The sequence below is a fragment of the Gilliamella sp. B2717 genome (assembly GCF_026536675.1).
GTDB classification, from domain to species: domain Bacteria; phylum Pseudomonadota; class Gammaproteobacteria; order Enterobacterales; family Orbaceae; genus Gilliamella; species Gilliamella apicola_I.
The window spans coordinates 37330-48088 of sequence record NZ_JAFNNQ010000030.1; the positions used below are offsets into that span (position 1 = coordinate 37330).

The following is a 10759-nucleotide window of genomic DNA, read 5'->3' on the forward strand; positions in this document are numbered from 1 at the left end:
TCTATTAATAATTTAAACTGATTAAAATCGTTATTCGTGAATAATGCCAAAATGCCGATAAGCATGCGGTGTTGCAATTCTGCCCCTTGGTGTTCTTTGAATATAACCTTGTTGAATTAAAAAAGGCTCAAGCACATCTTCAATCGTTTCTCGCTCTTCGCCAATTGCAGCAGCAATATTATCTAAACCAACCGGACCACCCATAAATTTTTCAATAATAGCTAGCAGTAATTTACGATCCATATAATCAAAGCCTTCATTATCGACATCGAGCATATCGAGTGCTTGGGTTGCTATTTTCTCATCGATGATACCTTTTGATTTTACATCAGCATAATCTCTGACCCGACGTAATAAACGGTTAGCTATTCGAGGGGTACCTCGTGAACGTTTAGCAATTAAATGAGCCCCTTCACAGGATAAATCCATACCCAAAAATTTGGCACTTCGACTAACGATATATTCCAGATCTTCGACACGATAAAATTCAAGGCGTTGTACGATTCCAAAGCGATCACGTAATGGCGATGTTAACGAACCAGCTCTTGTTGTCGCACCAATAAGGGTAAAAGGCGGAAGATCAATTTTTATTGAACGTGCAGCAGGGCCTTCACCAATCATAATGTCTAGTTGATAATCTTCCATTGCCGGATATAAGATTTCTTCAACGACTGGCGATAATCGATGAATTTCATCGATAAAAAGGACATCATTAGGCTCTAAATTAGTTAACATGGCAGCAAGATCACCCGCTTTTTCTAAAACTGGGCCAGAGGTAGTGCGCAAATTAACACTCATCTCATTAGCAACAATATTTGCTAAGGTCGTTTTACCCAGCCCGGGAGGGCCAAAGATAAGAACATGATCGAGAGCATCACTACGCTGTTTTGCAGCTTGAATAAAAATTTTCATTTGCTCACGCACATGAGGTTGCCCGATATATTCATCCAGATACTTTGGACGAATTGCACGATCTAGAGACTCTTCTTCTTTTTGAGCTTGTGGAGCTATTAAACGATCCGCTTCAATCATAATGCTTACCTTTTTATAACGCTGATTTTAATGCTTCACGTATAAGCGTTTCACAATCCATTTCAGGCTTGATAACTTTACTGATTATACGGCTGGCCTCTTGTGGCTTATAGCCTAAAGCAATAAGGGCGGAAACAGCTTCACTTTCAATTTGATTTGAGGATTTTTTGATATTGCCAGTTTCAACAATGGTCATTGAGTCAGATAATTCTTCACCAAAGCGTTTAACACGATCTTTCATTTCCACAATTAATCGTTCTGCCGTTTTAGTCCCCACGCCCGGTAATTTAACCAGCGTTTTGATTTCACCTTGTTCAACCGCCACGATAAATTGTTGAGCCGACATTCCTGATAATATTGCCAATGCTAATTTTGGTCCAACGCCATTCACTTTGATCAATTCACGAAACAATTCGCGTTCTTGTTCATGATTAAATCCATATAATAATTGGGCATCTTCACGAACAATCAGATGTGTTAAAACGATAACTTCTTGACCATTGTTGGGTAATTCATAAAAACAGGTCATGGGCATAAAAACATTGTAACCGACACCGCCCACATCAATAAGCACTTTGGGTGGCTGTTTTTCTATAATGATTCCGCGTAAACGACCTATCACAATTAATCCTTAATATTGAGTGTTATCAGATTTATCAATGACATGTAACAATGAAAAAAGAATAATTACCCAATCAAATACAGTATTAATGAGTAAAGTGTATGTTGTCATTGATATCGAGTGTATAAACTATTGTTGTTTAGTTTACCTGATGAAATTGAAATAATAAAGAAAAACTGTATAAATAGACAGGCAATAAAAGGAAAAATTTTGCCGACCAATTCGGCAAAATAGTGAGTAGAAACAGCTGATAATTTGCTTAAATTAAAAAGGCATTTTGAAACCTGGTGGTAATTGCATTCCACCTGTAACTTGAGCCATACGCTCTTTTTGAGCTTCATCTAATCGGCGAGTTGCATCATTAAAAGCTGCTGCAATAAGATCTTCTAACATCTCTTTGTCATCTTCATTCAATAATGACGGATCTAACTCAACTCGTTTACAGTTATGAGCGCCATTAATGCTGACTTTAACAATACCTGCACCCGACTCTCCTGTTACTTCTAATTTGGCGATTTCTTCTTGCGCTTGCTGCATTTTTGCTTGCATTTGCTGGGCTTGTTTCATTAAATTACCCAAACCGCCTTTTCCACCTGAAAACATAATTATTCCTCGTTAAATATATTTAGTCCATAATTATACAGGACGAATACTTGTTTCATCAATCTTGGCTTCAAAATATTGGCAGATCATTGCCACTTTTGGATCTTGATTAATTGTCACTTTAGCTTGCGCAAGTTTTTGTTGATAAAGATCTTCACGCATTTCCAAAGGTGTTTTTATCGTTTGATTATCATCAATAATAACGTTAATTTTTAACGGCTTTTGTCGATAATTCGACATCGCTTTTTCTAATTTTGAAATATTTGCTGATGCATTAATGAGATGTTTTACCGCTGATCGCAAATGTAAAACGATATTTTCATCATCTATTTGTTCAATAGAGCAATTTATCGCAATTTGCTTAATTAAAGGCGCAATATCGAGTTGCTCAATTTCGGCACACCATGCGTCTTTTTGCACCATTTCATCAATTAATTTTTTCATCATTTCGGGTGTTTTATCACCATTTAATGATTCGCGAAAACTTTTCGTATCAATGATTAATTCATCTTTGGTTTCAATCAGCCCACACGCCTGCCATTGATAATTTTCTGCGGTAATTTGCTCTTCATCCTTATCGGGCTTATTTAAGTTATTTTCATTTGACTCTACGTGTGAACGTTTGTCTGTGCCATGCGCTAATGATGCATTGATACTCGCCTGAATTGGTTGATTTTTTTCAACCAGTTCAGACTTTTTTTTATTTTGTTCCTCTTGTATTAATTGCATCCGCATTTCTAAAATACTTTTCGTCATTGAAGAGACATCGTCTGGGATCGGCATATCGTGTTTAGCCGGTTGTTGCTGATTATTTTGAGAGTGTTTTATATCAGATTGTGCGTTACTCTCAATACGTGATGTCTTTTCTAACTCATCTTGTTGAAAATTGTGCTCTGATTGTGGTGTGCCAGATGCTGATTTTTGATGAATATCAGTCACGGGCGGTACATTACTCATCGAGTCAGATGTGGCGTTTGATATGTCACTCTTACTAGCTGATGCTTGAATAGGTAAAGGCTTTGATGGCTGCGGTGCCTGAACCGTTGGCTTTGTATTTGACACTAACTTATTGTTATCATTAGTTTTGGGTTGAAATGCTAATGCTCTTAGAAAGCTCATTTCAACACCTATTTTTTTATCGGGTGAATAGGCTAATTCTTTTCGCCCCATTAATAATATTTGATAAAATAACTGAATATCATTTGGCGCAATGTATTGTGCTAAAAAGCGTATTCGTTCTTCATTATCGGTATAATCACCCAATGCTGTTGGTACAATTTGTAATAAAGCGATTTGATGCAAAAGCGTAATGGTTTCAGCCAATAAGTTATCCCAATCCACGCCTTGTGTTGCAGCTGCTTCAATCTGTTGCATCAAAGCATTGCCATCATTTTGATAAAGTGCCTCAACCAATAAAAAAGGAATTGTTTTATCCAGTGACCCTAACATAACACTGACTGATTGCGCATCAACAACGCCATTACCTAAGGCAATAGCCTGATCGGTTAAACTTAAGGCATCTCGCATACTACCATTAGCCGCTTTGGCTAATAACTGAATCGCCTTCGGTTCAGATTCAATTTTTTCAAGTTGTAAAATGTGAGAAAGCTGTTCCGATATAAGCGAAGTATCTAGCACATTTAAATGTAAATGTAGACAGCGTGATAATATGGTAATCGGTAACTTTTGCGGATCGGTTGTTGCCAACAAAAATTTGACATGTTCTGGTGGTTCTTCTAATGTTTTTAGCAAGGCATTAAAACTGCTGCGAGATAACATGTGCACTTCGTCAATTAAATAGACTTTAAAGCGCCCTTTAGTTGGCAAGTATTGAATGTTATCTAATATTTCACGTGTATCTTCAACTTTAGTTCGTGAAGCGGCATCAATTTCTAAAAGATCGACAAATCTGCCTTGCTCAATATCACGACAATTATCACATACCCCACAAGGCGTGGCAGTAATCCCACTTTCGCAGTTTAAGCCTTTAGCAAGTAAGCGAGCAATGGAGGTTTTGCCAACACCACGCGTGCCTGAAAATAGATAAGCATGATGAACTCGACCTAGCGAAAGTGCATTTGATAGAATCTTGAGGACATGCTGTTGCCCTACGACTTCAGTAAATGATTTTGGTCGCCATTTGCGTGCCAGAACTTGATAACTCATATTCACCATTGCGTATAACTAATCAATTTGGCATCAATAATATCATAAAGCGTAAAATTAGTCTTTAAGATGACAGTAAACAATTTACAATACTTTATTGAATGAAAATCCAGTCAATTTTTATTATTGACGTTTATTTTAATGGAATGCTTTTAATAGATAGATTCTTAATAAGAAATGAATGATAAGAATAAATTGAGTTTGTTGTAGTTAGTTATTCAGAAATATGGGCGTGTTTACTAATACAGATTCATTGTAGTTGAAAATTTGAATCCAGAGTAGATAAATCTCAACCATTATTTCGATTCCATAATGGTTGGATTATTCATATTTATTATTGATTCAAATATGACCAAGCATATTGTGCGTAAAATTCTGCGCCCATAATCATGCCGTCTTCATCAACATTAAAACAACCATGGTGATGTGGCCACTGTGTATCTTTTTCAGGATTACCCGAACCCACTAATGCAAATGCACCAGGAATGTTTTCAGTATAAAAACTAAAGTCTTCGCCGCCAGTTGTTGGTGGCTCGAAATAAAGGGCTTGTTCACCAAACGATTCAACAATGACTTTTTGTGCTAATAGCGCAGATTGTTCATCATTAATGACGGGTAAGGTGCCATAAATGTATTCTACTTCAGCCGTTGCACGATACATTGCAGCAACTTGATTGGCATAACGGCGAATAGCATCTTCAATTTTATTTCGCACTTCAACACTAAAACAGCGAACTGTACCTTCTAAAACCGCATTTTCCGCAATAACATTGAAACGAGTGCCGACATCCATTTTTCCTATGGTGACCACCGCCGGGGTAAGCGGAGACACTTCACGTGAGACAATCGATTGTATGTTCATCACAAATGAAGATGCCACCATGACAGCATCAACCGTGTCGTGAGGCATCGAGCCATGCCCGCCCTTTCCTTTGAATCGGACAGTGAGCAAATCGGCAGAAGCAAAACTTGAACCTACCACACAGGATACTTTTCCGACAGGTGTTTGTGACCAGATATGCATACCAAAGGCTGTATCCACATCATCTAATACACCTTGTTTTATCATGCCTTTTGCACCTTGTGCGATCTCTTCAGCAGGCTGAAAAACTAATCTTACATTACCTTTTAGTTGATCACGTATTGCATAAAGCGCTTTTGCCGCAGTCAGTAGCATGGCTGCATGCGTGTCATGTCCACAAGCATGCATCTTACCGTTTATGGTTGATTTGTAATCAATATTGTCGTTTAACTCTTGCACCGGTAACGCATCGATATCAGCTCTCAATAAAATTCTTTTACCTGGTTTTCCGCCTTGGATATCGGCAATAATACCGGTTGGCTCAGTACGACGATAAGGGATGCCAATTTTATCAAGCTGCTCTGCAATTTTATCTGTCGTTCTGAACTCTTCCCACGGTAATTCTGGGTGACGATGCAAATCACGGCGAAAAGCGACCATTTCTTTTATATTTTGTTGTACTATCTTTTTAATATCTTGATTTATCATTTTACTACCTTTGTTCTTGTTATTTAGTCCATCAAAATTAATGCGTTTGATATTGAAAACATATTAAGAAGATAGTTAGAAAAACTGTTCTTAAATCTTGTTATCCGATTAGTTGTCATCAAACTTGTAGACATTTATCATTTACTGTATTGCAGGGGCGACTATCATATTGACCATAAAGCCTGCTAAAACAACCGACACTATAGTGACTGAAATAAATCCACCAATCAACATAGGCGGTAACATATGACGAGTAAGTACCTCTTTTTCTTTTTCATTTTTGGTCAAATTATTAATCACTTCATTGGTAATAATATAATCAGCAGGAAACCCATAGAGTGCTGTTAGTGCTATCGAAAACGCCATTTCTCGACTAACGTTTAGCATTTTTCCGGCAATAAGCGAGAAGATAAACATACCAAGTACAGCTGCTAATATAAAGACAACCAAAGGCGTAATTAATCTTACTAGCATGTCAGGTGTAGCTTGACTTAATGTGTCAAAAATAAACAGCATAAGTCCCATGACAGCTAAACCAAAACCACCCGCCTTTTTTAAAGGATGACGTTCAAGAAAACCACACGATGCGGCAATTACACCGAATAATAGACAAAGTACAAATGGACTTATACTAATAATAGGATCCAAGACTTTCGCCACGTAATAAGCAAAAAAGCCAATAATCGCAATTCGTAAAAAAATAAAATAGGTTGTGTTATACCGTGCTGAAAACATCGCAAACATTTTTGGCATTGGATGTTCATCATTAGATTCGGTTTCTTGTTTATTCGATGTAGACTTAGGATCATTTAAAGCATTCCATGTACCGTCATGATACTGTTTAAGCACTCTGCGCCCTTCACGTTTAAGCATGATTGAAGTGAGAGGATAACCAATAAAACCTTGCATGACATAAATAATAATGGCAAACACAGCAAGATCTTGTAAACCGGCTTTCGTTGCACCGCCAGCCATTATAATAGCTGAAACAATCCCCCCAACTAAAGGTGGAATCGCAACAATAACTGTATTGTAGTCAAAAAATAAGTATCCAACGATCACAACCACAATGATGATTCCAATAATGCCTGACAGTGAAATAACGATAGTTTTCCATTGGCGCAGTAACTCTCTAACTGAAAGCAAAGTTCCCATGTTAACGACTAACAGATACATAAACATGACAGCAACAACTTTAGGTATTCCTGCTCGAGCGACAATATCTTTTGGGAAAAAAGTGAAGTAACCTGCTAAGAAAAGCACGGCACAAACAAAAACTGACGGCACCCATGCTTTGGTTCGTGTAGATACGATATCGCCTAAAAAAAGAATTAGTAGCAATAATACTAATGCAAGCATTTGAGACATATCATTCATTGTTGACATAAAAAGCTCCATTTTATTGGTTGTTAATTATTTAACTTTTCCTGTTGGATCATACAAATAATTATTATGCTAAGTTTATTTTTAAATAGTTTTAATATTATATATTGTTAATCATGTATTCTTTAATTTTATCAAGAAAAAGATTGCCATATTTTTCTAATTTAATTTTACCAACACCAGTAATATTGAGTAATTGTTGTTTGCTTTCAGGCATCGTTTGTACCATTTCGAGTAAGGTTGCATCACTAAAAATAATATAGGGTGGAACATCTTCACTATCGGCAATGTCTTTACGTAATTTTTTAAGATAACCAAATAAAATACGCTCTTCATAAGATAAGATAGTGGTTAAATTTATTGCTCTTGCATAACGATTTAAACGACTTTTCTTCACAATTTCAAGTCGTGGTTTAGCCAAGGATAATGCAATTTCACCTTTCAATATTTGGCGTGCACGCTCTGTTAATTGTAGGGTATTATACGCAGCAATATTTTGTATTAGATAGCCATGATAAATTAATTGCCTTATCACATGAAGCCAATAATCAATGGAGTGTTCTTTTCCAATACCATAAACAGATAAACGATCATGTCCGTTTTCTTTTATCTTCGATCGGTTTGATCCTCGTAAAACCTCTGCAATATATTGCGCACCATAGCGCTGCTCAACACGATATATACAAGATAATACTTTTTGCGCATCAACTAAACCATCATAATGTTCAGGAGGATAAAGGCATATATCGCAGTTATTACAAGGTTCGTGTCGTTGTTCACCAAAATAGTTGAGTAAAACGATACGACGGCAAGTTAAACTTTGGGCAAATGATTGCATTGCATCGATTTTATGGAATTCAACATCTTTGTGTTGTCCTTCCATTTTTTCACTAATCTGTTGTCGGTACCAGCTCAGATCATTGGCATTAAACAGTAGCATAACTTCAGCCGGCACACCGTCACGCCCTGCTCGCCCGGTCTCTTGATAGTAAGCCTCGATACTGCGTGGACAATCGGCATGAACAACAAAACGAACATTTGGTTTATTGATGCCCATCCCAAAAGCAACGGTTGCAACAATGATTTGTATATCATCTTTTAAAAAAGCTTCTTGTGCTTGTTGGCGTTGTTGATTAGTCAGTCCAGCATGATAAGCTGCAACGGAAAATCCCCGTGCAGCAAGTCTGGTAGTCATATCTTCTACTTTTGAACGACTAGCGCAATAAATAATGCCGCTATTCCCTTTTTGGGTTTCAATAAATGAGACAATTTGGTCGGTTAAATTATATTTTTCGACAACAGTATAACGGATATTTGGACGATCAAAGCTACGAACGACAACTAAGGGATCCACTAAATTTAACTGGGTAATAATATCCGCTTGAGTCATTTTATCGGCAGTAGCCGTTAAAGCAACAATCGGCACACCAGGAAAACGTGCTGAAAGTTGTCCCAATTGCCGATAATCAGGTCTAAAATCATGCCCCCATTGTGAAATACAATGTGCTTCATCAATTGCGATTAAAGACGGTGGATTTTGTTCGATTAAACTTTGAAAATACGCTAATGCCAATCTTTCTGGTGAGATATATAAAAGCTTAATAGAATGATTAAGGTATTTTTCAATGACATTTTGCTGTTCGGATGACGATTGAGAACCATTTAGATAAGCAGCAGGAATACCATTTGCGGCTAATTGATCTACCTGATCTTTCATCAATGAAATTAAGGGTGAAATCACGATTGCCGTTTTGGGTAGGATTACAGCGGGGATTTGGTAACATAACGACTTTCCGCCACCAGTAGGAATAATAATTAAAGTGTCACGCCCATCGATAATCGATTCGATAATTTCTTTTTGTTGATTTCGGAAAGATTTATAACCAAAAACATTATGCAAAACTGTATCAATCTGATCTTTTATCGACATGCTAACCTAAAAATAAATCACTGCTGTTAATTTATCGAGTATAGCTAAATTTAAAGCAACAAACCACCTTGAACTGATATTTGTTTTCAATTTAGATTTGTTATAGTTTTAAAACTAACAAATTTTGTGTTTTTTATAGTCAAAAATGTTCAACAGCTGAAAAAACAACCAAAAAATAATTTTTTTACTTGCTTGTAATCAATTTGAAAGCTAATATTTGCGTGTTTCAAATTTACGCCCGTAGCTCAGTTGGTTAGAGCATCACCTTGACATGGTGGGGGTCAGTGGTTCGAGTCCACCCGGGCGTACCATCATAATTTTAATGAATGCGTATCAAAACAATAAGTTCCAATATCCTTAACTAATCGTTTTTTCGAATTTCCACATCACAAAGTTTTTATTTAACTAAAATTATTCAAAATAAAATATAGATATAAAGTTTTAAATTCAAAAAATTAAAAAAATATCAACTGTTAAATATTGTAGTATAAATTAATTATTGAATTCACATTGAGTATCTAAATTTAATATCTCAATTTGCTAGCTAATTCAATGTATTTAGCGCAGAATATTCCATTTAAAGAATGGTATGCTATGCTTTTTCTATCTAAATTATTTCAATCTTCAAATTCAAAATTAGTTAATAACTGGCTTGATAACTATCTAGATATTCTATTAAAACGTAATTTAAAACCTAAAACTATCGAAATAAAAAAATATTTAATCAAAGTTATCAGACAAAACATTGGAAAAAGACCTTTAGCAAAAATCACACCTCAAGATATTGCTCAACTCATTAAGATTTATACTGATCAAGATAAAGCACCATCAGCGAAATGTATGTATCATTTACTCAAAGATATATTTAGAGAAGCTTATGCTCAAGGCTGGAATGATAAAAATCCAACTGATCCAATAAAATGCCCAAAAGTTACAGTAAAACGATCTCGAATGACATTAAATGAGTTTAAAAAAATATTAAATGAAGCTGACAAAACGGGAAATAAAACGTTACATGATGCAATGATGTTAGCCATAGTAACGGGTCAACGTCGTTCCGATATCGCAACTATGAAAAAATCTAACATTAAACGTAATTACTTATTAATTGAACAATATAAAACTGGAGCGAAAATAGCATTACCAGTTAAATTGAAATGTAAAAAACTGAATATTAGTTTAAAAGATATCATTGATTCAACCAAAAATAATTATTTGCTAAGCAATAATAATAAACAAATAAAGTTAGAAGCAATAACAAGACAATTTGCACGTTTACGTGATAAAGTTTTTAAAAAAAATTATTGGACAGGTACACCTACCACATTTCATGAAATAAGATCATTAGCAGAACGTTTATATCGAGAACAACGACTCGATACAATGACTTTATTAGGACACAAATCCCAACAAATGACAGATAGATATAATGACAATAGAGGTAGGGAATATAAAAAACTAAGGATTAATAAAGCATCCTATTTATGAGGTAGGTGAACATGTTGATTTTAAA

Annotated in this window: 8 protein-coding genes and 1 tRNA gene; 2 read left to right on the forward strand and 7 right to left on the reverse strand. The window is 35.8% G+C overall.

The genetic code is table 11. The features are described 5' to 3' along the window. Positions 1-30: 30 nt before the first annotated feature. The 7 genes from ruvB to recQ all read right to left on the reverse strand — a co-directional run bounded on the left by ruvB (position 31) and on the right by recQ (position 9246). The gene (ruvB, locus tag J3U35_RS05390; protein ID WP_267351879.1) at positions 31-1032 is read right to left on the reverse strand and encodes a Holliday junction branch migration DNA helicase RuvB; all 1002 of its coding nucleotides are present in this window, start codon (positions 1030-1032) and stop codon (positions 31-33) included. A 13-nt stretch (positions 1033-1045) separates the two neighbouring features. Then, positions 1046-1654 (reverse strand): Holliday junction branch migration protein RuvA, encoded by a 609-nt coding sequence (gene ruvA / locus J3U35_RS05395; protein ID WP_065558172.1) that lies wholly within the window; start codon positions 1652-1654, stop codon positions 1046-1048. 264 nt (positions 1655-1918) lie between these two features. Continuing rightward, positions 1919-2257 carry a YbaB/EbfC family nucleoid-associated protein gene (locus J3U35_RS05400; RefSeq protein ID WP_267351877.1) on the reverse strand — a complete coding sequence of 113 codons (339 nt, stop codon included), beginning with the start codon at positions 2255-2257 and terminating at the stop codon, positions 1919-1921. Between the two features lie 33 nt (positions 2258-2290). After that, complete coding sequence (gene dnaX, locus J3U35_RS05405) at positions 2291-4423, reverse strand: DNA polymerase III subunit gamma/tau (RefSeq protein ID WP_267360059.1); 2133 nt, start codon at positions 4421-4423, stop codon at positions 2291-2293. A 334-nt stretch (positions 4424-4757) separates the two neighbouring features. After that, positions 4758-5933 carry a M20 family metallopeptidase gene (locus tag J3U35_RS05410; protein ID WP_267360061.1) on the reverse strand — a complete coding sequence of 392 codons (1176 nt, stop codon included), beginning with the start codon at positions 5931-5933 and terminating at the stop codon, positions 4758-4760. Between the two features lie 141 nt (positions 5934-6074). Then, positions 6075-7301, reverse strand: coding sequence for a hypothetical protein (locus J3U35_RS05415; RefSeq protein WP_416380683.1), 1227 nt, complete (start codon positions 7299-7301; stop codon positions 6075-6077). A 115-nt stretch (positions 7302-7416) separates the two neighbouring features. Next, positions 7417-9246 carry a DNA helicase RecQ gene (gene recQ / locus J3U35_RS05420; protein ID WP_267360065.1) on the reverse strand — a complete coding sequence of 610 codons (1830 nt, stop codon included), beginning with the start codon at positions 9244-9246 and terminating at the stop codon, positions 7417-7419. A gap of 234 nt (positions 9247-9480) precedes the next feature. Here recQ and J3U35_RS05425 point away from each other — a divergent pair. Continuing rightward, a tRNA-Val gene (locus J3U35_RS05425) sits at positions 9481-9557 on the forward strand. Between the two features lie 241 nt (positions 9558-9798). Beyond that, positions 9799-10734, forward strand: a complete 936-nt coding sequence (locus J3U35_RS05430) for a tyrosine-type recombinase/integrase (protein ID WP_267360067.1) — start codon at positions 9799-9801, stop codon at positions 10732-10734. Positions 10735-10759: the final 25 nt, after the last annotated feature.

Excerpts from the sequence above, each read along its gene's own strand:
- ruvB (WP_267351879.1), bottom strand. The coding sequence starts at position 1,032 with ATGATTGAAGCGGATCGTTTAATAGCTCCACAAGCTCAAAAAGAAGAA.
- J3U35_RS05400 (WP_267351877.1), bottom strand. The coding sequence starts at position 2,257 with ATGTTTTCAGGTGGAAAAGGCGGTTTGGGTAATTTAATGAAACAAGCC.
- dnaX (WP_267360059.1), bottom strand. The coding sequence starts at position 4,423 with ATGAGTTATCAAGTTCTGGCACGCAAATGGCGACCAAAATCATTTACT.
- J3U35_RS05410 (WP_267360061.1), bottom strand. The coding sequence starts at position 5,933 with ATGATAAATCAAGATATTAAAAAGATAGTACAACAAAATATAAAAGAA.
- J3U35_RS05415 (WP_416380683.1), bottom strand. The coding sequence starts at position 7,301 with ATGTCTCAAATGCTTGCATTAGTATTATTGCTACTAATTCTTTTTTTA.
- recQ (WP_267360065.1), bottom strand. The coding sequence starts at position 9,246 with ATGTCGATAAAAGATCAGATTGATACAGTTTTGCATAATGTTTTTGGT.
- J3U35_RS05430 (WP_267360067.1), top strand. The coding sequence starts at position 9,799 with ATGTATTTAGCGCAGAATATTCCATTTAAAGAATGGTATGCTATGCTT.